22 protein-coding genes and 1 pseudogene are annotated in these 22,969 nt (G+C 62.2%); 3 read left to right on the forward strand and 20 right to left on the reverse strand.

Features of this window, described 5'->3' with window-relative positions:
- Window positions 1-22: 22 nt before the first annotated feature.
- Entirely contained in the window at window positions 23-2,239 is a 2,217-nt protein-coding gene (locus tag HJC00_RS08100; RefSeq protein WP_210632943.1) for a primosomal protein N', read from the reverse strand.
- Between the two features lie 185 nt (window positions 2,240-2,424).
- On the opposite strand from HJC00_RS08100, the gene HJC00_RS08105 reads away from it, so the two are divergent.
- Window positions 2,425-3,357 (forward strand): dihydrodipicolinate synthase family protein, encoded by a 933-nt coding sequence (locus HJC00_RS08105; RefSeq protein ID WP_210632944.1) that lies wholly within the window; start codon window positions 2,425-2,427, stop codon window positions 3,355-3,357.
- Window positions 3,358-3,374: 17 nt separating this feature from the next.
- On the opposite strand, the gene HJC00_RS08110 is transcribed toward HJC00_RS08105, so the two are convergent.
- A complete protein-coding gene (locus HJC00_RS08110; protein ID WP_221163838.1) occupies window positions 3,375-3,815 on the reverse strand; it encodes a GNAT family N-acetyltransferase in 441 nt (146 codons plus the stop codon).
- A 4-nt stretch (window positions 3,816-3,819) separates the two neighbouring features.
- Complete coding sequence (locus HJC00_RS08115) at window positions 3,820-4,770, reverse strand: GNAT family N-acetyltransferase (protein ID WP_210632946.1); 951 nt, start codon at window positions 4,768-4,770, stop codon at window positions 3,820-3,822.
- Window positions 4,771-4,909: 139 nt separating this feature from the next.
- Here HJC00_RS08115 and HJC00_RS08120 point away from each other — a divergent pair, with 139 nt between their 5' ends.
- Window positions 4,910-5,845, forward strand: a complete 936-nt coding sequence (locus HJC00_RS08120; RefSeq protein WP_221163839.1) for a tyrosine recombinase XerC — start codon at window positions 4,910-4,912, stop codon at window positions 5,843-5,845.
- Between the two features lie 179 nt (window positions 5,846-6,024).
- Window positions 6,025-7,101: a TraB/GumN family protein gene (locus HJC00_RS08125; RefSeq protein WP_210633044.1), complete on the forward strand. Its 1,077-nt coding sequence runs from the start codon at window positions 6,025-6,027 to the stop codon at window positions 7,099-7,101.
- 12 nt (window positions 7,102-7,113) lie between these two features.
- On the opposite strand, the gene HJC00_RS08130 is transcribed toward HJC00_RS08125, so the two are convergent.
- The 17 genes and pseudogenes from HJC00_RS08130 to HJC00_RS08205 all read right to left on the reverse strand — a co-directional run bounded on the left by HJC00_RS08130 (window position 7,114) and on the right by HJC00_RS08205 (window position 22,959).
- The gene (locus HJC00_RS08130) at window positions 7,114-7,614 is read right to left on the reverse strand and encodes a cytochrome b (protein WP_221122943.1); all 501 of its coding nucleotides are present in this window, start codon (window positions 7,612-7,614) and stop codon (window positions 7,114-7,116) included.
- Between the two features lie 96 nt (window positions 7,615-7,710).
- Window positions 7,711-9,117 carry a dihydrolipoyl dehydrogenase gene (lpdA, locus tag HJC00_RS08135; RefSeq protein WP_210632949.1) on the reverse strand — a complete coding sequence of 469 codons (1,407 nt, stop codon included), beginning with the start codon at window positions 9,115-9,117 and terminating at the stop codon, window positions 7,711-7,713.
- Between the two features lie 26 nt (window positions 9,118-9,143).
- Window positions 9,144-9,782: a LysE family translocator gene (locus HJC00_RS08140; RefSeq protein ID WP_210632950.1), complete on the reverse strand. Its 639-nt coding sequence runs from the start codon at window positions 9,780-9,782 to the stop codon at window positions 9,144-9,146.
- A 20-nt stretch (window positions 9,783-9,802) separates the two neighbouring features.
- Window positions 9,803-10,555 carry an SDR family oxidoreductase gene (locus HJC00_RS08145; protein ID WP_210632951.1) on the reverse strand — a complete coding sequence of 251 codons (753 nt, stop codon included), beginning with the start codon at window positions 10,553-10,555 and terminating at the stop codon, window positions 9,803-9,805.
- On the reverse strand, window positions 10,552-11,082 hold the full coding sequence (locus HJC00_RS08150) for a hypothetical protein (protein ID WP_221163840.1): 531 nt from the start codon (window positions 11,080-11,082) through the stop codon (window positions 10,552-10,554). Before HJC00_RS08150 ends, HJC00_RS08145 begins: the two co-directional genes overlap by 4 nt.
- Window positions 11,079-11,828 carry a DUF4241 domain-containing protein gene (locus tag HJC00_RS08155; protein ID WP_221122940.1) on the reverse strand — a complete coding sequence of 250 codons (750 nt, stop codon included), beginning with the start codon at window positions 11,826-11,828 and terminating at the stop codon, window positions 11,079-11,081. The genes HJC00_RS08150 and HJC00_RS08155 overlap by 4 nt, the downstream gene beginning before the upstream one ends.
- A 12-nt stretch (window positions 11,829-11,840) precedes the next feature.
- On the reverse strand, window positions 11,841-13,100 hold the full coding sequence (gene odhB, locus HJC00_RS08160; RefSeq protein WP_210632954.1) for a 2-oxoglutarate dehydrogenase complex dihydrolipoyllysine-residue succinyltransferase: 1,260 nt from the start codon (window positions 13,098-13,100) through the stop codon (window positions 11,841-11,843).
- A 39-nt stretch (window positions 13,101-13,139) separates the two neighbouring features.
- Window positions 13,140-13,448 (reverse strand): YciI family protein, encoded by a 309-nt coding sequence (locus HJC00_RS08165; protein WP_210632955.1) that lies wholly within the window; start codon window positions 13,446-13,448, stop codon window positions 13,140-13,142.
- Window positions 13,449-13,463: 15 nt separating this feature from the next.
- Complete coding sequence (locus HJC00_RS08170; protein ID WP_210632956.1) at window positions 13,464-16,448, reverse strand: 2-oxoglutarate dehydrogenase E1 component; 2,985 nt, start codon at window positions 16,446-16,448, stop codon at window positions 13,464-13,466.
- 167 nt (window positions 16,449-16,615) lie between these two features.
- A complete protein-coding gene (sucD, locus tag HJC00_RS08175; protein ID WP_008528022.1) occupies window positions 16,616-17,518 on the reverse strand; it encodes a succinate--CoA ligase subunit alpha in 903 nt (300 codons plus the stop codon).
- A 19-nt stretch (window positions 17,519-17,537) separates the two neighbouring features.
- On the reverse strand, window positions 17,538-18,731 hold the full coding sequence (gene sucC / locus HJC00_RS08180; RefSeq protein WP_097598164.1) for an ADP-forming succinate--CoA ligase subunit beta: 1,194 nt from the start codon (window positions 18,729-18,731) through the stop codon (window positions 17,538-17,540).
- Between the two features lie 34 nt (window positions 18,732-18,765).
- Window positions 18,766-19,728, reverse strand: a complete 963-nt coding sequence (gene mdh, locus HJC00_RS08185) for a malate dehydrogenase (RefSeq protein ID WP_210632957.1) — start codon at window positions 19,726-19,728, stop codon at window positions 18,766-18,768.
- Between the two features lie 174 nt (window positions 19,729-19,902).
- Window positions 19,903-21,066 (reverse strand): cell division protein ZapE, encoded by a 1,164-nt coding sequence (gene zapE / locus HJC00_RS08190; RefSeq protein ID WP_221163841.1) that lies wholly within the window; start codon window positions 21,064-21,066, stop codon window positions 19,903-19,905.
- Window positions 21,067-21,129: 63 nt separating this feature from the next.
- Complete coding sequence (locus HJC00_RS08195; protein ID WP_088391343.1) at window positions 21,130-21,645, reverse strand: protease inhibitor Inh/omp19 family protein; 516 nt, start codon at window positions 21,643-21,645, stop codon at window positions 21,130-21,132.
- A 135-nt stretch (window positions 21,646-21,780) separates the two neighbouring features.
- Window positions 21,781-21,948 carry a hypothetical protein gene (locus tag HJC00_RS32380; protein ID WP_259668845.1) on the reverse strand — a complete coding sequence of 56 codons (168 nt, stop codon included), beginning with the start codon at window positions 21,946-21,948 and terminating at the stop codon, window positions 21,781-21,783.
- A gap of 49 nt (window positions 21,949-21,997) precedes the next feature.
- A pseudogene (locus HJC00_RS32385) lies at window positions 21,998-22,174 on the reverse strand (DNA polymerase beta superfamily protein); the annotation flags it as partial.
- Window positions 22,175-22,179: 5 nt separating this feature from the next.
- A complete protein-coding gene (locus HJC00_RS08205) occupies window positions 22,180-22,959 on the reverse strand; it encodes a succinate dehydrogenase iron-sulfur subunit (RefSeq protein WP_210632959.1) in 780 nt (259 codons plus the stop codon).
- Between the last annotated feature and the right edge of the window lie 10 nt (window positions 22,960-22,969).

Here is a 22,969-nt window from a genome sequence, read left to right on the forward strand (position 1 = left end):
GAAACGCAGTGTGCGGAACGATCTACAGAAAGCTCTGGGGATCGATGTCGAGCTGCACCTGCACTGATCCGCGCTCCTTCGGCGACTGCGACAGCATCGCCCGCAAAAACGCCTGGATGTCGGAGTTGCGCCGTCCGTGGACCAAAAGGCGGAAGCGGTGGCGGCCGCGCACCAAGGCGAGGGGCGCTTCCGCCGGGCCGAGCACTGAGATGCCGGAGACCTGGGGCGCTGCGTTGCGCATGCCGCGCGCATGGTTCTCGGCGTCGTGGCGCGTTTCTGCCGATACGATGATCGAAGCCAGCCGGCCGAAAGGCGGTAGTGCGGCGCGTTCGCGCTCGGTGATCTCGCGCTCGTAAAAGGCATCGGAATCGCCTGATACAATCGCCTGCATCACGGGATGCTGCGGCTGGTAGGTCTGCAGCAACCCGTGGCTTTTGAGACCGGTGCGTCCGGCGCGGCCCGTCACCTGCGACAGAAGTTGAAACGTGCGCTCGGCCGCGCGCGGGTCGCCATTGGCAAGGCCGAGATCGGCATCGACGATGCCGACCAGCGTCATCAGCGGAAAATTATGCCCCTTGGCGACGAGCTGTGTGCCGATGACGATATCGGCCTCGCCCTTGGCGATTGCATCAAGCTCCAGCCGCAGCCGCTTCACACCGCCCATGATATCCGAGGACAGAACGATTGTCCGCGCCTCTGGGAAATGTCGCTCCACCTCTTCGGCGATGCGTTCGACGCCAGGCCCGCAGGCGACGAGATGGTCGAGCGTGCCGCACTCCGGACAGGCCTCCGGGGTGCGCTCGGCATGGCCGCATTGATGGCACTGCAGCTGCTTGCGGAAGCGATGCTCGACCAGCCAGCTCGAACATTGCGGGCATTGGAAGCGGTGACCGCAGACCCGGCAGAGCGTCAGCGGTGCATAACCGCGCCGATTGAGAAAAAGCAGCGCCTGTTCGCGCCTCTCCACGGTCTTGCCGATCGCCCGGATCAGCACCGGCGACAGGAAGCCACCGCGCTCCGGCGCGTGCCTGCGCATATCGATGAGATGCAGATCGGGCAGCGCCGCGTCGCCGAAACGCGTGGGCAGGTGGACGGTGCTGTAGCGGCCGTTCTGCCCGTTGACCTGGCTTTCGACCGACGGCGTCGCCGACACCAGGATGACGGGAAAATCACCGATGCGGCCGCGCACCACGGCCATGTCGCGGGCATTATAGAAGACCCGATCTTCCTGCTTGTAGGCAGGATCATGCTCCTCGTCGACGATGATGAGACCAAGGTCTTCGAAAGGCAGGAAGAGCGCCGATCGGGCGCCGGCCACGACCCGCACTTCCCCGGTCACCGCCTGGCGCCAGACCTTTTCGCGCATGCGCGGGGCGAGGTCGGAATGCCATTCGGCCGGCTTTGCCCCGAAGCGATCCTGAAAACGCTCGAGGAAACTCGCCGTCAGCGCGATCTCCGGCAGCAAGATCAGCACTTGCCTGCCGCGCTTCAGCGTCTCGGCGATCGCCTCGAAATAGACTTCGGTCTTGCCGGAGCCGGTCACCCCGTCGATCAGCGACACCGAAAATTCGCCCCTGCGGACGTCGGAGACGATCTCCGCCGCCGCCTCTTTCTGCGGCCCTTCGAGGCGTGCGGCGGCAAAGCCGGGATCCGGCATCGCCACAACGGGCGGCGGCGGCAGGAACACCGTCTCGAAAATGCCGAGCGTGATCAGCCCATCGACGACGCTCGTCGAAACGCCGGCCGCATGCGCCAGACCGCTGCGCGTCCATGACAGGCCGTCGAAAGCGGCCGCAAGCACGCGAGCACGCGCCGGTGTCATCCGCTCAGGTTCGCCGCCGACGAATTTCAGCCCCTCCACCATCGGCTCAGGCTCGAAGGCATTCGGCGCCCTGAGCGCCATGCGTGCCACGAGGCCGGGCGGGGAGAGCGTGTAGCTCGCCACCCAATCGATGAAATCCCGCATCTCCTTGGAAAGCGGCGGGCAATCGAAGACATGGCTGATCGGCCGCAGCTTCTTCGGATCGACGCCATCTTCGCCGCCGTCCCAGACGACGCCGATCACCTGCCGCGGCCCGAGCGGTACCTGCACGACCGAGCCGGGCTCGACCGCCATGCCCTCCGGCACCGAGTAGGAATAGGGTTTCGGCGCCGGCATCGGCACCAGCACCGGCACCGTTCGGTTCACGGGCGGTGCTTCGAAAAGCGTGCCAAAGAGATCGGACGAATCTATGCTCATCGCGCGAGACCATGCCCGCAAATCGATGGAATTGGAACCGCAAAGAAGAGATGGCTCGACTGGCGACAATGTGGATAACGAAGGCTCGCCAAGATGAACCGCGCCTTGACGAAAAGGTTGCCGGGCAAGCAATTGGCCGCCTAGTTTGCCGGAAGATTGTTCGACAGCTGAATCGGAGAGCATGAATGGCCAGACTGAGCGAGAATGCCAAAGGCGTCTACGTTATCGCTGTAACTCCCTTTGCCGACGACGGCACGCTTGATCTCCAAAGCATCGACAGCATGGTCGAGTTTTATGAAGGCGCCGGCGTCACCGGCCTGACGGTGCTCGGCCAGCTCGGCGAGGCTCCGAAGCTGACCGCCGAGGAATCGCGGATCGTGGTCGAGCGTGTACTGAAGCGCCTTGACGGACGCCTGCCGGTGGTCGTCGGCGTGTCGGCGCCCGGGCTTGCCCCGATGAGCGAGCTCGCCAAGGTCGTCATGGGCGAAGGTGCCGCCGGCGTCATGGTTGCGCCGCCCTGGACCATCAGGACCGACGATCAGGTCTTCGCCTTCTACCAGTCGGTTGGTGAAACCCTGGGTGATACGCCTTTCGCGCTGCAGGACTATCCGCTTACCACCAATGTGACGATCGCACCCGCGGTCATCGAGCGCATCGTCAGAGAGGTGCCGAATTGCGTCATGCTTAAACACGAGGATTGGCCGGGCCTGTCGAAAATCACCGCGCTTCGCGCAGCCAGCGACAAGGGCGGCATGCGGCGCATCTCCATCCTCTGCGGCAATGGCGGGCTTTTCCTGCCGGAGGAGATGGGCCGCGGCGCCGACGGCGCCATGACCGGCTTCTGTTATCCCGAGATGATGGTCGGCGTCGTCGAAGCCTATAGCGCCGGCAATCCCGAGCGCGCCCACGAAATCTTCGATGCCTATCTGCCGCTCGCTCGCTATGAACAGCAGCAGGGCGTCGGTCTTGCCTGCCGCAAATACGTGCTTGCCAAGCGCGGCGTGATCAAATCCGCCGCCTTGCGCAAGCCGGGGCCCAGGCTTTCGGCGCTCGACATTGCCGATGTCGAGCGGCTCTTGGCCCGCCAGGCCGTCCGCCTCCAGGAGATCGGCGCATAATGGTGTGCGGTCTCGCCTCAACCGCGCAGGTCTAGGACAAGGGTATAGCCATCCTGGTCAAGGGGACGAAACTCGAGCGACTCCCAAAACCTCATCGCACCATCATTTCCCGCATGGACAGTGACACAGCGGCAGAAGCGCCGCGCGTGATCCAGAAGCGCCAGAGCAAGCATCCGCCCGACGCCGCGACCGCGCATTGCGGGGCTAACGTAGAAACGCCGCATCCGCAGCGCTTCCGGCCGGGCGGGTTCGATGGTCACGCCTCCGACAGCAACGAGTGTTTCGCCCTCAAAAGCGCCGAGCAGCCTTTCGCCGTCACGCGTGAAGCGGATGTCGCCAGCTGCCCAGTCATCGATAAGCCGGCCGATATGGAGATGGCCTTCCTGTTGGGCTTGGTGCGCAAGCCCCGCCATTGCCTCCGGCAACCCATCATGGAAGATGCGAATATCGATCGTCACGATTCTAGACGGCCAGAACCGACATCTCGCACGGCATCGCCGCAGCCGGCCCGCCGACCGGCACGAAGGTCGCGTCCCCATCGCGGGCCATGTCGTGGACCGTATGTTTCTCCAGCGCCTTCGTCACCTCGTTGACATCGCCGTCGAGATGTTCGGCGGGAATGAGATTGCCGATCACGAAATCGAAACGGTCGCCGCGTTTGTTCAAGAGTTCGTGGAAAACCGTCATGTCGCGAAGCTCCGTCGACCACTTTGCCAGCCAGTAGAACAGGCCGGAATTGCGCGCCGTCATGTGGACGGGGAGAATCGGCAGATTGTATTTGCGCGCCAGCCCGACCGCCGACGTCTTCCAGGGGCGTTCATTGAGCCGGCCATTGGCCCAATAGGCGATGCGGCCCGATGGAAAGAGCACCGTCGCCTTGCCTTCCCGTACTGCGTGGTTCGTCAATTGGAGCGTCTCGCGCGCCTTGAGCTTGCTCTTGTGCTCCTCCCGCCATTCGACGGGGATGACCATCTCGGCAAAACGCGGGTTGACGCGGATCGCATCGCGATTGGCAAAGAACATCATATCGGGTCGGCGCGTTTTCAGGAGGTCGAAAACGGCTACGCCGTCGGCAATGCCTGTGGGGTGATTGCTGACGAGGATGAAGCCGCCGCTATCAGGAATGCGTTCGCCATTGGCGACGCCGATGTCGAGCTTCAGCACGTCGCTCAGATATTCGAACGACTGGAACCCCGGCATCTTGGCCACCGCGTTGGCGAATTCGATCGCCTTGTTGTAGCGCAGAAGCGTGTATACGAACGGTCGCATGACCGGCCAGAGCGGATGTTTCACGATCCTCTGGCCGCGTTCGGCAATCAGCGTGTCGACGATGTGACCGGGCTTTCCCTGTGAAACGAGAGCGATCGCTTCCGCGAGTTGTCCGAAAGCCGTCATGGAATCGCGCCGTGCCATGAAAGATCCTGTCTATGGGCTGTAAGCTATCGCAGTACAATATGATCGAAGGATGACAAAGGCTTGGCCGGCATTAGCAATTCCATAACCGTTCCTGCTTCAAATTGGCGGACTTGAAGGCAAATTCAAGGCCAGCAACGTGAATGAACTGCTTGTAATCGCCGACCCGCGCCTGATGGCGGAACGCGCTGCGTGGCTCGAAAACCTCGCTCGTGAACGCCGCCTTTCCGAGCATACGCTCGATGCATATGAGCGCGACACCCGCCAGTTTCTGACCTTCCTGACCGGTCATCTTGCCGGCCCGGCGACCCTCGCCGACATCAGGGAATTGCGTCCCGCCGATTTCCGCGCCTTCCTGGCTGCCCGGCGCAGGCAAGGCTCCGGCGCCCGTTCGCTCGGCCGCAATCTCGCCGGCCTTCGTTCGCTGTTGCGTCACCTGGAAAAGAAGGGCTTGGTCAATGCCGCCGGCGCCGGTGCGATCCGTTCGCCGAAACAGCCGAAGTCGCTGCCCAAACCCCTGTCGGATACGCAAGCGATCACCATCGTCAGCGATGAAGCCCAACTGCATGACGAACCCTGGATCGCCGCGCGCGATGCGGCTGTCATGACTCTGCTCTACGGCTGTGGCCTGCGCATTTCCGAAGCGCTGGGTCTCGTTCCCGCCGACCTGCCGAAGGGCGCCACAGCGCTGCGCATCACCGGCAAAGGCAACAGGACACGGCTGGTGCCGCTTCTGCCCGTCGTTTTCGATGCGGTCGAAAAATATCGCGCCCTCTGTCCCTATTATCTCGAAAGCGGTGAGCCGCTGTTTCGCGGCGCCCGCGGCGGCAAGCTGCAGGCGGCGATCATCCAGCGCGCCATGCAGAAGCTGCGCGGCGCCTTCGGCCTGCCGGAGACGGCGACGCCGCATGCGCTCCGCCACTCCTTCGCCACCCATCTGCTTGCTGGCGGCGGCGATCTGCGCACCATCCAGGAACTGCTCGGCCACGCCAGCCTTTCGACAACGCAGGTCTATACCGGCGTCGATGCATCGCGGTTGCTTGAGGTGTATGATCGAGCCCATCCGCGCGCTTGATGGATCTCGTCCAGAATGCGCAGCGCTTGTGACGAGGGCATCCCATATTGTCGACAAGCTCAGCGCCCATGAATCCGGCCTGAATCGACGCGCTAATTTTTCGTTAACGCATTCTCTTAAAGGATTATGCGCAAGCTGAGCGTAGAGCAGAAGCGATAGGGCATGTGGGGAATACCATGATGACGACTTCAATCAGCCGCCGGGCTTTTTTCCTCTTAGCACCCGGCAATCTGCTGCTCTGGCTGATTGCGGCCTTCCACATGCTGCTTGTTGCGGCTCTGTTTGTCGCCCTCCTCGCCGCAAGGCCGGCGGCGGCCGAAGACACTGCCTGCACCGGCCGCAATCTGATGGTCGACTTGCAGCAGAGCGACCCCGCCCGATACGCCGAGGCGGTCAAGGAAGCCGAAGCAACGCCGAACGGCAAGGGCATCTTCTGGAAGATCGAAAAGCCCGGACTTGCCCCTTCATGGCTGCTCGGCAGCATGCATGTGACCGATCCCCGTGTGCTCGCCCTGCCGCCGCGCGCCCAGGCGGCCCACGACGCAGCCAACACGATCATCATCGAATCCGACGAGATCCTCGATGAACGAAAGGCAACCGCCGCCCTGCTCGCGCGGCCGGAACTGACGATGTTCACCGACGGCACGACGATCGACAAGCTGCTCTCTGCCGAGGACTACAAGCGCCTGGAGGCCGGCCTCAAGCAGCGCGGCATCCCGCTCAGCGCCGTCTCCCGCATGCGGCCATGGATGATCTCCAGCGCCGTTGCCCTTCCGGCCTGCGAACTCGCCCGCAAGGCCAGGGGCGTGCAGTTTCTCGACCAGAAAATCGCCACCGACGCCGTTGCCGAGGGCAAGGAGGTCAAGGGGCTGGAAACCCTTGCCGAGCAGATCCAGGCCATGGCTGATCTGCCGGTCGAATTCCATATGAAGTCGCTGATCGAGACGCTGGAACTCGGAGCCAAGATGAATGATGTGGTCGAAACGATGACCGATCTCTACCTCTCCGGCGATATCGGCCTGACCATGCCGATGCTGAAGACCGTGACACCGGAGACCGAAGGCGAAAGCAGCGACTATGCCGCCTTCGAACAGCGGGTCATCCTCGATCGAAACAAGGTCATGGCAGAACGCGCCGCACCCATTCTCGACGACGGAAACGTCTTCATGGCCGTCGGTGCCCTGCATCTGCCCGGCGAGGGCGGCGTCATCGAATTGCTGCGCAAGCAGGGCTTCACCGTTACCGCCGTGAACTGAACTCGTTGTCGGTCAGCCGAGCGTCATGCGGCGCAGCACATTGCTTTTATAATAGAACTGATGGACGAGCCCGCCTGCGACGTGGGCCGCGATCAGCCCCCAAAGAATGACCTTCAAGACATCCGCGTGAACGAAGCCGGCGGGATTGATGCCGAAATAGTAAGCGGCGATGCCCGAAAGCGGCATCGCGAAGAGCAGGATATAAAGCCCGGCATGGGCGAGTTTTGCCCCGAGACGAACGATCGCCGGCTCCTGCGAAGCCTCAGGCGGCGCACCCTGCATAAAGCGCAGACAGAGCCTGAGGACGGCAAGCAGCAGAATGGCGATGCCGACATAGGCATGGATATTGGCCGAGGCAATCTGCTCGGGCGTCGGCACCTCGCCCCTGCGAACGAGCCGGTGCCATATATTCATCCCGTCGGGAAACAGCAGATTGAAGAAGATCAGCAGCGCCACCGCCCAGTGGAGGAAACGCTGGCTGAGACTGTAACTCGGGATGGACGGCTGCTGCATTGCTGATCTCCCCCGGATGGTCGAACTCTGCGATCAACTAAAACAGCCGCTTGCCTCTCGGCAAGCGGCTGCGCGCTTCATTACGAAGATGTAAGATTACATATGGATCGGCTTGAAGAAGGTCGCGAGTGCAGCCTCCTTGACGGCTTCAGACATCGTCGGATGTGCATGGCAGCTGCGGCCGAGATCTTCCGACGAGCCGCCGAATTCCATCAGCACGGCGATCTCGTGGATCATCTCGCCGGCGCCGAAGCCGACGATATGGCCGCCGAGCACGCGGTCGGTCTCCTTGTCGGCGAGGATCTTGACGAAGCCGTCGGTCGCCAGCATCGCACGGGCGCGGCCGTTTGCGGTGAACGGGAACTTGCCGACCTTGTAGGCGATGCCTGCCGCCTTCAGTTCCTCCTCAGTCTTGCCGACCGAAGCGATCTCCGGCTGGGTATAAACGACGCTCGGGATGACCTCATAATTGACGTGGCCATGCTGACCGGCAAGGATTTCGGCAAGCGCCACGCCCTCGTCTTCGGCCTTGTGCGCCAGCATCGGCCCCTTCACCACGTCGCCGATCGCATAGATGCCGGCGACATTGGTCTTGAAGTGGCCGTCGATCTCGACGCGGCCGCGATTGTCGAGCACAACACCTGCCTCTTCTAGGCCGAGACCTGCGGTATAGGGCTTGCGGCCGGTGGCGATCAGCACGACTTCAGCGTCGAGCGTCACCGTGTCGCCGCCCTTGACCGGCTCGAACGTGACCTTGGCGCCCTTATCGCCCTTTTCGACGCCGGTGACCTTGGCGCTGAGGTTGAAATCGATGCCCTGCTTGGCGAGCATGCGCTGGAACTGCTTGGAGACCTCGCCGTCCATGCCGCCGAGAATGGTGTCGAGATATTCGACGACGGTGACCTTGGCGCCGAGACGCGACCAGACCGAGCCGAGTTCGAGGCCGATGACGCCACCGCCGACGACGATCAACGTTTCCGGCACCTTTTCCAACGCAATGCCGCCTGTCGACGAGATGATGGTCTTTTCATCGATTTCGACCTGCACGCCCGGAATGCCGGCGACATCCGAACCGGTCGCGATGACGATGTTCTTGCCTTCGATTTCCTGCGCGGTCCCGTCCTCGGCGGTGATGGAAACCTTGCCGGCCGAAACGATCTTGCCGGTACCCTTGAAAGCGTCGATCTTGTTCTTTTTGAACAGGAAGGCGACGCCGTCGACATTCGACTTCACCGTCGCATCCTTGTGCGCCATCATATTGGCGAGGTTGAGCGTCGGCGCCGACACGTCGATGCCAAGCGCGGTTAATCCATGGCCGGCCTGATGGAACATTTCGGAAGCATGCAGCAGCGCCTTCGACGGAATGCAGCCGACGTTCAGACAGGTGCCGCCATAGGTCGCGCGCTTTTCGACGACGGCGACCTTGAGGCCGAGCTGGGCTGCCTTGACGGCGCAGACATAGCCGCCCGGACCGGTTCCGATAATGATCACATCGTAGGACATTGCTTCTTTCCCTTTGGATTTTTCGTTTAGTCGGCTGCGCGCGACAGCGCGAGGCGGAAGCCGAAGGCGACGAGTGCCGCTCCGGTGATGCGGTTGAACCATTTGCCGCTGGCGATGAAGCGGTCTCGGATCGTCTTGACCGTGAAGAAATAGGAGACGCCGGCAAACCAGGCGACCAGCGCCGTCGCCATGCCGATACCATAGGAGAACTGGATCAGTGCTGGCGTGTCGTGGTGGACGAGCGTCGAAAACAAGGACAGGAAGAACAGCACCGGCTTCGGGTTCAGCGCATTGGTGATGAACCCCATGCCGAGGCATGACAGCATCGAGGCCGACTTGCGCTCGTCGGCCGTGACGGCGATCTCCTGCACATTGAATCCCGGTTCGCGGAACGACTTGATGCCGAGATAGACGAGATAGCCGACACCCGCCCATTTAATCATCGCAAACAGCATCAGCGACTTGGAGACGATCAGGCCGAGGCCAAGGATCGTGTAGCTGATATGAAAGAGCAGCGAGAAGCCCATGCCGAGCCCGGTCATGATGGCGGCGCGGCGCCCATGCATGATGCTTTGGCGCAGGATGACAGCGAAATCGGCGCCCGGCACGACGATGAAAATAGAGAAGACGGCCATCAGGCCGAGGAATTCGAAGATGTAGCTCATATTGATTCCGCCCTGTCTTTCTAACGGCCGCCGCTCACATTGAGGATCGATCCGGTGACATAGGACGCTGAAGGTGAAAGCAGATAGAGAATTGCATCCGCCACCTCCTCCGGCAGGCCGGCCCGCTGCATCGGGACCGATGGCGCCATTTCGCGCGCCCGGTCCGGCAAGCCACCCGATGCATGGAGATCGGTTTCGATGATGCCGGGCCTGACGGCATTGACGCGAATCCCTTCCCCGGCAACTTCGCGCGCAAGCCCGATGGTGAAGGTGTCGATCGCCGCTTTCGATGCCGCATAATCGACATACTGCGTCGCCGAACCGAGGACTGCCGCCATCGAGGAGACGTTGACGATCGCCCCACCCTGCCCACCATGTCGGCGCGACATGCGGCGCACGGCCTCGGCGGCGCAGAGGATCGAGCCGGTCACATTGACGCGGAGCATGCGCTCGATCCGCTCGACCGACATCTCGTCGACTCGTTGCGGATAATCGACGATGCCGGCATTGTTGACCAGCCCGTCGAGCCGCCCGAACTGACGATCAACCGCCGAAAACATCGCGGCGATATCCGCGGCCTTGCCGACATCGCCCTTAATTGCCACAGCCTCGCCGCCGCTTTCGATGATCGCGGTAACGACGGCATCCGCCGCTTCATGGCTCGTGGCGTAATTCACCGCGACGCGCCAACCCCCGCGCGCAGCAAGCCGGCAGACCGCCGCGCCGATGCCCCGGCTTCCGCCGGTGACGAGAACAACAGGTGTATCGCTCATGTCGCACACTCCTTGAATGTCAGCACGTCCCAAGGCGCCACCGAGGCCTTGCCCTCGCCCCAGGCGCTGGATTCGCGAATGGCGGGACCAAGACCGGGAAGCACCAGCTTTTCGGCGGCAGCAGCGCCCTCCGGCAGCAGGTTGTCGATCTCGCCCTTGGCGTCCATGCCATAGACGGCGCCCTGCCAGACCGTGCAGGCATCGAGATCGGCGCCGGTCACATCGCCTTCCGGACAGTTGAACATCAGGATGCCGATGGCGCGCACCGGATCCTCCGACGGCATGATATAGCCTTCCATCACCACGGCCGTCTTGAGGGCGCTGACCTTGAACTGGTTGCTGGTGGCCGCCGACGCCGAGTTCAGCGGCGCGAAGCGCAGTTCATAGGCGCCGTCACGGTCGACGTAGACGGCCTGCTCCTGTTTGCAGTCGACGGCGAACCCGGCAACCGGGACGGCGAAAACCGCCACGGCCGCAATTGCAGCCGCACCTCGCCGCCCTGCCATGATCCTGATCGTCCCGCTCATTGCACCTTCGGCTCTCTCCGCCCGTCGGCATTCTGGATTATGCCAAAATCCGTCAACAGCACCAGCGGGCAACCGTCCTTGTCGAGGCCCCAGAAGACAGGATAGACACCATCACCCCAGCCGCTCCAAAACACCGCAACATTGCCCTTCTTGCCGGCAACCGGCCGGTGCAATGCATAGTGGCGCTTGTTGGCGTCAAGCTCCGACGCCAGCACGTCATCGTAATAATTGATATCGGCGTCCGGCTTCTGCGCCTGGACCTGCGTTTCCCGCTCATCGATCAGCGCCAGCGTATCGGCGTCCATATAACAGCCGACGCCGGCATCGACGGGATAGCCGAAGATCTCGTCGTCCTTCAGTGTCGCCGGGTCTTGGCCGGGCACGACGGCCAGTTCCCAGTGATCGGGCCTGCCCTCGGCAAACCGCATGCTGGCCGCCGCGATGCGCCCGAAGGCATGGTAGAGCGTCACCGGATAGTCGCCCGGCGCCACCGTTCTTGCAAGCGCCGCACGATCCGGCTGGGCAAGCGGATCAGCGGCGACGATGCGACCCGAGGTCAGCTCGACATCGCCCATATGGACTACATCGATCGACCGGCTGGAGAGTTCGGCAGCATCAAGCGCCACGAGTCCGAAATTGCTGCTGGCCTTGCTGACATCCCAGCCGGCGGCCGATGCGGGGACCGGGGCATGCGCGGCGGCAGCGCAAAGAAGAAGCCGCGCCGCTCGCAATATCCGGTTCCGCATCGAAAGCGCTCCTTAGAGATCGAGAACCAGGCGTTCCGGATCTTCGAGGCTCTCCTTGACGCGGACGAGGAAGGTGACAGCCTCCTTGCCGTCGACGATGCGATGATCGTAGGACAGCGCCAGATACATCATCGGACGGATGACCACCTGGCCGCCGATCGCAACCGGCCGCTCCTGGATCTTGTGCATGCCGAGAATGCCGGACTGCGGCGCGTTGAGGATCGGTGAAGACATCAGCGAGCCGTAGACGCCGCCGTTGGTGATGGTGAAGGTGCCTCCCTGCATGTCGGCCATAGCAAGCGATCCGTCACGGGCTGCCTTGGCAAGACGGCCGAGTTCCTTCTCGACTTCGGCGATCGACATCTGGTCGGCGTCGCGGATAACAGGAACCACGAGGCCCTTGTCGGTGCCGACCGCCATGCCGACATGGCAGTAGTTCTTGTAGATGACGTCGGTCCCGTCGATTTCGGCATTGACTGCCGGCAGCTCCTTCAGCGCATGCGTCACCGCCTTGGTGAAGAAGCCCATGAAGCCGAGCTTGACGCCGTGTTTCTTCTCGAAAATGTCCTTGTACTTGTTGCGCAGGTCCATGACTGCCTTCATGTCCACCTCGTTATAGGTGGTCAGCATGGCGGCGGTGTTCTGGGCGTCCTTGAGGCGCTTGGCGATCGTCTGGCGCAGGCGCGTCATCTTCACGCGCTCTTCGCGCGAGGCATCCTCGACCGTCGACGGGCCGCGTGCAGCCGCAGGCGCTGCAGCCGGTGCCGCGGCGGGAGCGGAAATGCCCTTGGCAACGGCGGCAATGACGTCGCCCTTCAGCACCTGACCACGTTTGCCGCTGCCGTCGACCTGATCGGCGGAAAGATTGCTTTCGGCAAGCATCTTCGCAGCTGCCGGTGCCGGCGGCATGGTGGAGACGGAAGCGCTCGACGAGGATGCGGCGGTGGCAACCGGTGCGGCAGCAGCAGCAGGGGCCGGCTGAGCGGGAGCGGCGACCGGTGCGGCGGCAGCCTGCGCGGCGGCGGCAGCACCGGCGCCTTCGGCGATCTGGCCGAGCAGTGCACCGAGACCGACGGTCTCGCCGGCGGCGGCGACGATTTCCGACAGCGTACCGGAGGCGGGCGCGGGAACTTCGATGGTCACCTTGTCGGTTTCAAGCTCCAGAATCGGCTCGTCGGCCTTGATGGCGTCGCCGACCTTCTTGAACCAGGTGCCGACGGTTGCCTCGCTGACGGATTCACCGAGAGTTGGAACGCGGATTTCTGTGGCCATTGTTCAAATCCTGATTTCGTGTGTTTTCGTTTATGCGTTTCAGACGGCGGGCGGCCGCAAAATGATCGAGGGCATCGGCAAGACATCGAAACGGAAACCGAAACCGGAAGCGATGATCGGATCGCCGTCGACAAGAGCTTGCGCCGCCGGCTGATCCTCCACTTCGACGACTGCCATGCCGAAGGCGCCTTGACCCTCGAACACCGGACCGACGACAATTGCCGATCCCGCAAGGGCCTGCCGATGCCAATATTCGACATGGCGTTTCATCGCCGCCATTTCTTCCCCCGTCCCGTCATGCGGAAAAGTGGGGCGCGGCGGCAGCAGTCTCAAAAAGAAGTAAGCCATTGCGCCCCCCTTGATTTAGCCGCCCAATGCATCCTCGAGGAATGCGGCAAGCTGCGATAGATGCTTGGACATCAGGCCCGTCGCCGGCGAGGCGGCGGCCGGACGGCCGGTATAGCGGACGCGCTGATATTTGGCGTCGATATGGGCAAGCACCCACTCGAGGAACGGGTCGATGAACGACCATGCTCCCATGTTCTTCGGCTCTTCCTGGCACCAGACCATCTCGGCATTGCGGAAGCGCGACAGCTCGTTGATCAGCGCCTTTGCCGGGAACGGATAGAGCTGCTCGACGCGCAGCAGATAGATGTCGTCGATACCGCGCTTCTCACGCTCTTCCAGAAGGTCGTAATAGACCTTGCCGGAGCACATGACGACACGGCGGATCTTGTTGTCCTTCTGCAGCTTGATCGGGCCGTCCTTGATAACCTCGGCATCATCCCACAGCAGGCGGTGGAAGGCGGATTCGCCGGCCAGTTCGGCAAGCGTCGAAACGGCCCGCTTGTGACGCAGCAGCGACTTCGGCGTCATCAGGATCAGCGGCTTACGGAAGTCGCGCTTCAGCTGCCGGCGCAGGATATGGAAGTAGTTCGCCGGCGTCGTGACGTTGGCGACCTGCATGTTGTCTTCCGCGCAGAGCTGCAGGAAACGCTCCAGGCGAGCCGAGGAGTGCTCCGGACCCTGGCCTTCATAGCCGTGCGGCAGCAGGCAGACGAGTCCGGACATGCGCAGCCACTTGCGTTCGCCCGACGAGATGAACTGGTCGAAGACGACCTGCGCGCCGTTGGCGAAATCGCCGAACTGCGCTTCCCAGAGCGTCAGCGCATTCGGGCGGGCGAGCGAGTAGCCATATTCGAAACCGAGCACGGCCTCTTCCGAAAGCATCGAGTTGATGACTTCGTAGCGGGCCTGTGTCGGCGAAAGATTGGCGAGCGGAATGTAGCGTTCCTCGGTCTCCTGATCGTAGAGAACCGAATGACGCTGCGAGAAGGTGCCGCGTTCGCAATCCTGACCCGACAGGCGGATCTTGTGACCTTCCAAGCAGAGCGCGCCAAAGGCGAGCGCTTCGGCCATCGCCCAGTCGAGGCCTTCGCCGGTGGCGATCATGTTGGCCCGGTTTTCCATGAAACGCTGGATCGTGCGGTGCGCATTGAAGCCCGCCGGGATTTCCGAGAGCTTGCGGCCGATCTCCTTCAGCGTCTTCATCGGCACCGCGGTCTTGCCGCGGCGCTGTTCGTCGGCGTTGTCGGCCGTGCGCAGGCCCGACCACTCCCCATCCAGCCAGTCGGCCTTATTAGGCTTGTAGTGCTGGCCGGCGTCGAACTCCTGCTCGAGATGCGCGCGCCAGTCGGCCTTCATCTTCTCGACTTCGCCTTCGGTGAGCAGGCCCTCGGCGACAAGGCGCGCCGCATAGAGCTGCAGCACGGTCTTATGGGCGCGAATGACCTTGTACATCTTCGGCTGCGTGAAGGACGGCTCGTCGCCTTCATTGTGGCCGTAGCGGCGATAGCAGAACATGTCGAGCACGACAGGCTTGTGGAACTTCATGCGGAATTCGGTCGCGATCTTGGCTGCGTAGACGACCGCTTCCGGATCGTCGCCGTTGACGTGCAGGATCGGTGCTTCGATCATCTTGGCGACGTCGGACGGATAGGGCGACGAGCGCGAAAAGGCCGGGTTCGTCGTGAAACCGATCTGATTGTTGATGATCACGTGCATGGTGCCGGCAACACGGTGGCCGCGCAGACCGGAAAGACCGAGGATTTCGGCAATGACGCCCTGGCCGGCGAAGGCCGCATCGCCGTGGATCAGCAGCGGCAGAACCTTGGAGCGTTCGGAAAGCGGAATGATGTCGCCTTCCCACACCGTGGCGCTCATGTCCTGCTTGGCGCGAGCCTTGCCCATGACGACGGGATCGACGATTTCGAGATGCGACGGGTTTGCCGTCAGCGACACGTGTACCTTGTTGCCGTCGAATTCGCGGTCCGAGGATGCACCGAGATGGTACTTGACGTCGCCGGAGCCTTCGACTTCATCGGGTGCGTAGGAACCGCCTTTGAATTCGTGGAAGATGGCGCGGTGCGGCTTGCCCATGACCTGGGAGAGCACGTTGAGGCGGCCGCGATGGGCCATGCCGAACACGGCTTCCTTGAGGCCGAGATGACCGCCGCGCTTCAGGATCTGTTCCAGCGCCGGGATCAGCGATTCGCCGCCGTCGAGGCCGAAGCGCTTGGTGCCCTTGAACTTGACGTCGAGGAACTGTTCGTAGCCTTCGGCTTCGACGAGTTTGGAAAGGATCGCCTTCTTGCCCTCAGGCGTGAAGGCCACACCCTTGTCGGGGCCTTCGATGCGTTCCTGGATCCAGGCCTTCTCTTCCGGGTTGGAGATATGCATGAATTCGACGCCGAGCGTCGAGCAGTAGGTGCGCTCGAGGATCTCGATCATCTCGCGGATGGTGGCGTACTCCAGGCCGAGCACGTTGTCGATGAAGATCTTGCGATCGTAATCGGCTGATGTGAAGCCGTAATTTTCCGGCGACAGCTCGCGAAAATCGTCGACGGCGGCGGCGATTCCGAGCGGGTCGAGCTTGGCATGCAGGTGGCCGCGCATGCGGTAGGCGCGGATCATCATGATGGCGCGGACGGAATCGCGCGTCGCCTGCAACACGTCGGTGCCGTCGGCGGGCTTGCCCTCGGCTACGGCCTTGGCCTTCACCTTCGTCTCGATCACCTTCTCGACGATGCCCCAGTCGCCGTCGAGCGCCGATACCAGATCGCCGCCGGCTGCCAGAGGCCAGTTCTTCCTGCGCCAGGAGGCTCCCTTGGCCGCCTTTTTCACATCGGCAGGATCGTCTTCCAGCGCCTTGAAGAAAGCGCGCCATTGATCGTCGACCGACGCCGGATCCTCTTCGTAGCGCGCATAGAGCTGCTCGATATAGGCCGCGTTGGCGCCATCCAGAAACGAGGTGATCTGAAATTGCTCGTTGGCTTCTTGCCGTGCCATGGTGATATGCGGACGCTTCGGTCCGCCTCCTGACTTGATGAATTTGCCGGATCGATCGCCGGCTGCCGCATTCCGATCGCCGCCTGTCCGCGGCGCATCTGCTGCTCTCGCATGCGAGCCGGGCGGAAGGCGCAGATGCCGTTCCTCCGCCCGGTCTACAGGTGGCTTCAGCCCTTCAGGACTTCCACCAGCGTCTTGCCGAGGCGGGCCGGAGACGGAGACACCTTGATGCCAGCCGATTCCATCGCCGCGATCTTCGATTCAGCGTCGCCCTTGCCGCCGGATACCACGGCGCCGGCATGGCCCATGGTGCGGCCCTTCGGTGCCGTACGGCCTGCGATGAAGCCGGCCATCGGTTTCTTGCGGCCCTTCTTGGCCTCATCCTTCAGGAACTGGGCTGCGTCTTCTTCGGCGGAGCCGCCGATTTCGCCGATCATGATGATCGAAGTCGTGGCTTCGTCGGCGAGGAACATCTCCAGCACATCGATGAACTCGGTGCCCTTGACCGGGTCGCCGCCGATGCCGACGGCCGTCGTCTGGCCGAGGCCTTCATTGGAGGTCTGGAAGACGGCCTCATAGGTCAGCGTGCCCGAGCGGGACACGATGCCGACCGAACCCTTGCGGAAGATCGAGCCCGGCATGATGCCGATCTTGCATTCTTCCGGCGTCAGGATGCCCGGGCAGTTCGGCCCAAGCAGGCGCGACTTGGAGCGGTCGAGGCGAGCCTTCACGCGCACCATGTCCATGACCGGAATGCCTTCGGTGATGCAGGTGATGAACGGGATCTCGGCGTCGATCGCTTCGATGATCGCATCGGCAGCGCCCGCCGGCGGAACGTAGATGACGGTGGCGTCGGCGCCGGTCTTTTCCTTGCCCTCGGCAACGGTTGCAAAGATCGGCAGGCTTTCGCCCTTCGCGCCGGTCCAGGTTTCGCCGCCCTTCTTCGGGTGGATGCCGCCGACCATCTGGGTGCCGTAATAAGCGAGCGCCTGTTCGGTGTGGAACGTGCCGGTCTTGCCGGTCAGACCCTGAACGAGGACCTTGGTGTCTTTATTGACGAGAATAGACATTCTTTCCGATCCCTCAAAATTAGCCGTTGATCGCCGCGACGATCTTCTTGGCCGCATCGTCCAAGTCGTCAGCCGCCGTGATCGCGAGACCCGACTCGTTCAGGATCTTCTTGCCGAGCTCGACATTGGTGCCTTCAAGGCGCACGACGAGCGGAACCTTGAGACCGACTTCCTTGACCGCGGCAATGACGCCTTCAGCGATGACGTCGCACTTCATGATGCCGCCGAAGATGTTGACGAGAATGCCCTCGACCTTCGGGTCTGCGGTGATGATCTTGAACGCCGCAGCGACCTTCTCCTTGCCGGCGCCGCCGCCGACGTCGCAGAAGTTGGCCGGCTCCTTGCCGTATAGCTTGATGATGTCCATCGTCGCCATGGCGAGGCCCGCGCCGTTGACCATGCAGCCGATATTGCCGTCGAGCGCGACGTAAGCGAGGTCCCACTTGGAGGCCTCGATTTCCTTGGCATCTTCTTCGGTCTCGTCGCGCAGCGCCCGGACGTCGTCGTGACGGAAGAGCGCATTGCCGTCGAAGGACATCTTGGCGTCGAGAACGCGCAGATGGCCATTCTTCATGACGATCAGCGGATTGATTTCGAGAAGCGACATGTCCTTCTCGTTGAAGGCCTTGTAGAGCAGCGGGAAGAGCGACTTGGCGTCTTCTGCGGCAGCACCTTCGAGCTTGAGAGCGGCGGAGATCTTGGCGACGTCGGCAGCCGTCACGCCGGCTTCCGGATCGATGGCGATCGTCTGGATCTTCTCGGGCGTATCGTGGGCGACGGCCTCGATGTCCATGCCGCCTTCAGTGGAGACGACGAAGGCGACCTTGCCGACCGAGCGGTCGACCAGCAGCGAGCAGTAGAGTTCGCGCTCGATGTCGGCGCCGTCCTCGATATAGAGGCGATTGACCTGCTTGCCGGCTTCGCCGGTCTGCGCGGTCACCAGCGTGTTGCCGAGCATCTCCTTGACGTTGGCAACGACGTCTTCGATCGACTTGGCGAGACGTACGCCGCCCTTGGCTTCCGGCGACAGTTCCTTGAACTTGCCCTTGCCGCGGCCGCCCGCATGGATCTGGCTCTTGACCACGTAAAGCGGGCCGGGAAGCGACTTGGCAGCCGCCTCGGCTTCTTCAACCTTGAGAATTGCCACACCCTCGGCAACCGGCGCGCCATAGCCCTTCAGCAGAGCCTTGGCCTGATATTCATGAATGTTCATGGGTCTATCCCTGTTTCGATTACTTCAGCGCCGATTACTTCAGGGCAGGCGCGATGTTGATGCAGGCCTCGCAAAGACCGGCGACGGCGCCGACAGACTTGTCGAAGGCTTCCTTCTCGGTCTTGTTGAGGTCGATCTCGATGACGCGCTCGACGCCGCCGGCGCCGATGACGGTGGGTACACCGACATACATGTCCTTGACACCGTACTGGCCGGTCAGATGGGCGGCGCAAGGCAGGACGCGCTTCTTGTCCTTGAGGTAGGATTCGGCCATTTCGATTGCCGAGGCAGCCGGCGCATAATAAGCGGAACCTGTCTTCAGCAGGCCGACGATCTCGGCGCCGCCATCACGGGTGCGCTGGATGATCTCTTCGAGGCGCTCCTTGGTGACCCAGCCCATGGTGACGAGGTCGGTGAGCGGAATGCCGCCGACCGTGGAGTAGCGGGCGAGCGGCACCATCGTATCGCCGTGGCCGCCGAGAACGAAGGCGGTCACATCCTGAACGGAGACGTTGAATTCTCTGGCGAGGAAGAGACGGAAGCGCGAGGAGTCGAGAACACCGGCCATGCCGACGACCTTGTTGGCGGGAAGACCCGAAAACTTCTGCAGCGCCCAGACCATGGCGTCGAGCGGGTTGGTGATGCAGATGACGAAGGCGTTCGGCGCGTATTTCTTGATGCCGGCGCCGACCTGCTCCATGACCTTGAGGTTGATGCCGAGAAGATCGTCGCGGCTCATGCCCGGCTTGCGCGGAACGCCGGCAGTGACGATGCAGACGTCGGCACCCTCGATCGCCGAATAATCGCTGGCGCCGGTCAGATTGGCGTCGAAGCCTTCGACCGGAGAGGACTGTGCGATGTCGAGACCCTTGCCCTGGGGAATGCCATCGGCAATGTCGAAGAGGACGATATCGCCCAGTTCCTTCAGGCCGGCCAGATGCGCCAACGTGCCACCAATCATGCCAGAACCAATGAGTGCGATCTTATTACGCGCCATTTCGCTGTATCCTTTGCGATCAAATTCGTCGAACGACGCTGCAAGGCCGCTCAATGACGCAATCGCATAGACCTAAAGGCTAAAAATGGCAATCCATTAATTTTGATGCAGCGTTTTCAATCGTTTAGATACAAAAATTCTTACGTAAACGTAAGATGTTTTGTCACTGGATTGTTACTCCGCGGCCCGCTTTTCATGGTGCAGCGCAAGATATTCGGCGCTCCGCATCTCGAACAGTCGCGACGCCGTGCGATCGAATTCAAAGCCTTCGGTGCCCCGGCGATGGACGAGCAGGTTCTCCGGCAACGCCGCCGCGGATATGTAAAGCCGCACGGCATGATCATAGAGCGTATCGACCAGAATGATGAAACGCTTGATCTGGTTCCGCTTCTCCGGCCCGAGCAAGGGAACGTGATCGAGAAAGATCGTATCGAAGTGTTCGGCGATGGCCAGGAAGTCGGCGGCCCCGAGCGGCCTGTCGCAGAGATCCGCGAAAGAGAAGCGCGCCATGCGGTCGGCGGCAAGCGGCACATGGATGGAGCGGCCCTTCATCGGAATATCGAGCGGCTTCGCCTTGCGCCCATGCAGCGCCTGCGTCCAGGACGCCTCCATCGCCATGTCGTTATGTTCGCTGATCGGCACGAGATAGACCGGTTGGCTATTCTGCTTCTCCATCCGGTAGTCGGTCGGCGAATCCAGCGTGACGACATCGACATGCTGCTTGAGCAGAGCGACGAAGGGCAGGAACAGGCCGCGATTGAGCCCATCCTTGTAGAGATTGTCCGGCTCGACATTCGAGGTCGCGACCAGCACGCATCCCCGCGCGAAGAGTTCGGAAAACAACCGCGACAGGATCATCGCGTCGGCAATGTCGGTGACGGTGAATTCATCGAAGCAGAGCAGTTCCGCTTCCTCGTAGAGGGCTGCGGCGACCGGCGGCATCGGATCGGCCTGCTTCGTCTCGCCGTTCTTGAGCTTCAGCCGGTGTGCCGCGATACGGTTGTGCACATCCGCCATGAATTCGTGGAAATGCGCCCTGCGCTTCTTCCTGCACGGCGCCATGGCAAAGAACATGTCCATCAGCATGGTCTTGCCGCGTCCGACGCTGCCGTGAATGTAAAGCCCCTTGATGCCGTCGGCGGCTTTCTTCTTCTTGGCAAACAGCCAGCCGAGCGCGCTCGCTTTGGCCGCCGGCCGCAACTGCTTCAGCCCGGCAAGCACCCGATCCAGGCTTTTGGCCACGTCCATCTGGGCGGAATCGACCTGCAACGCACCGGCAAGCGTCAGCGATTTAAGCTGTTCGCAAACGCTGAGCGTATAATCTGGCATTGGCTGCATGAGGGCACGTCCGCCTGTCAGTCATCAGCGGCGCGCCGCCGGAGCGTTTACCGCGCGGTTGGTTTACCGGCTGAGGCTGATCTGCTGACCGGTATTTGTCTGGCCCTGGAAGCGATTGTCGGCTGTCTTGTAGACGCTGCCGATCTGGTTGCCCGAACGATCCTTGAGCAGCACCTGCTTGCCCGCGACCTCCCAGGAGCCCATCGCCGTCAGCTCGCCGACGCAACCGCGCGTGCCGCCACGCGACCCGCTGCCGAGATTGGTGAGCGTCAGGAACATATCGCAGCTGCCATTGACGCGCCAGCTTCCGACCATTGATTCCTTGGTGACGTCGAGCGCATTCGCAGCCATGGCGCCGGACTGTGCCCCAGGCATCGGTGCCGTCGCCGTCGGCGCGGCCGGGAACTGCGAGCTGCCGGTCGGCGGCGGAAGCTGACCGCCCTGGACGGACGGGACAGGCTGTGCCGTCAACGGCGCCGGTCCGGCGTTCGAGTTGGAGCTGTAATCATATGCCGTACGCTGACAACCGGCTAGCGCGAGAGCCACCACCAGACCTGTCATCGCATATCGCAACTGCATCATCATACTCCTGAATTCGGCTATCGCCGCAAAGAACGGGCGTGAGACAAGTTCGATTATCGTAATTCGCTTTGGTTAATCAAGTCGGGTTGCAGAAATTGCCCGTGACAACACCTAACCGAAAAACGATACAGTTCAACTGCCCTGCTGCAAAACTTCCTGCACATAGAATTTGTCAGCAAGGTGTTGCGCACGCTCATCTCTGTCAGGATTTCTGCCAAACTCCCGCAATGTCTCGGAATAGTGCTCGAACGAGCTGCGCACGAATAACCGCACCGGCTCCGGCGGCAGACCTTCACCCATCTCACGGGTCCGCTTCTTAACATGCACGAGATCGAGAATCGCCGCCCGAAATATAGATAAAGCGGCAATCATAATCGCTGTCGGGAGACGGAAAGCCCCAGGCGCGGCTGCCGCTTTCGATCGCCAGACCGATGCGGATGCCCTGCTCGCGAACCGAGGCGAGCCGCGACCTGATCTCCGCGACGGCTGCGGGATCGAAGCCGTCCAATCCGCCGGTGGCATGCATGCCGATCAGACCCGGCGCTCGACCATCATCTTCTTGATTTCGGCGATCGCCTTGGCGGGGTTTAGGCCCTTCGGGCAGGTCTGCGCGCAGTTCATGATCGTATGGCAGCGGTAGAGGCGGAACGGGTCCTCGAGATTGTCGAGACGTTCGCCGGTCGCCTCGTCTCTGGAGTCGATCAGCCAGCGATAGGCCTGCAGCAGAACGGCCGGACCGAGATAACGGTCGCCGTTCCACCAATAGCTCGGACAGGAGGTCGAGCAACAGGCGCAGAGGATGCATTCATAAAGGCCGTCAAGCTTCTGCCGGTCCTCATGGCTCTGCTTCCATTCCTTGGCCGGAGACGGCGACACCGTCTTCAGCCAGGGCTCGATTGAGCGATGCTGGGCGTAGAAGTTGCTGAGATCGGGCACCAGATCCTTGACGACGGGCAGATGCGGTAGCGGATAGATCTTCACCGCGCCGGTAATATCGTCGAGGCCCTTGGTGCAGGCAAGCGTGTTGGTGCCGTCGATGTTCATCGCGCAGGAACCGCAGATGCCCTCGCGACAGGAGCGGCGCAAGGTCAGCGTCGGGTCGATCTTGTTCTTGATGTAGAGCAGACCGTCGAGCACCATCGGGCCGCAATCGTCGACATCGATGTAGAAGGTGTCGATCGACGGGTTCTGGCCATCGTCCGGGCTCCAGCGGTAGACGCGGAACTCGCGGGTGTTGGTCGCACCCGCCGGCTTCGGCCAGACCTTGCCTTCGCGCATCTGAGAATTCTTGGGGAGAGCGAGTTCAACCATATCCGGTTCC

The organism is Rhizobium sp. NLR22b, assembly GCF_019685295.1.
GTDB lineage: Bacteria > Pseudomonadota > Alphaproteobacteria > Rhizobiales > Rhizobiaceae > Rhizobium.